Here is a 234-nt window from a genome sequence, read left to right on the forward strand (position 1 = left end):
GTGATCGGCGGCATCAGCCCTTCGGCGTTGAAGTCCTCGATCATCTCGAAGCCCTGCTTCAGCTTCGGGCCGGTCAAGGGCGCGCCGTGCTCCTCGAGCGCCAGCTCGGCGGCACGAACCGAAGCGGCCATCGTGGCTACACCGATGTTGTAATAGACGTTCCCGACGTTCTTTTCCTCGCCGGTGCCGTTACCTTTGGCGACCACCTCATCCATGATCCGCTGGATGACCGGG

1 pseudogene is annotated in these 234 nt (G+C 62.8%); it reads right to left on the reverse strand.

Going from position 1 to position 234, the window contains the following annotated elements:
* Positions 1–234 (reverse strand): annotated as a pseudogene (locus tag R0J92_RS26840) (branched-chain amino acid ABC transporter substrate-binding protein); the annotation flags it as partial.

It is taken from the genome of Tritonibacter sp. SIMBA_163, from assembly GCF_046535935.1.
Classification (GTDB): domain Bacteria; phylum Pseudomonadota; class Alphaproteobacteria; order Rhodobacterales; family Rhodobacteraceae; genus Epibacterium; species Epibacterium scottomollicae.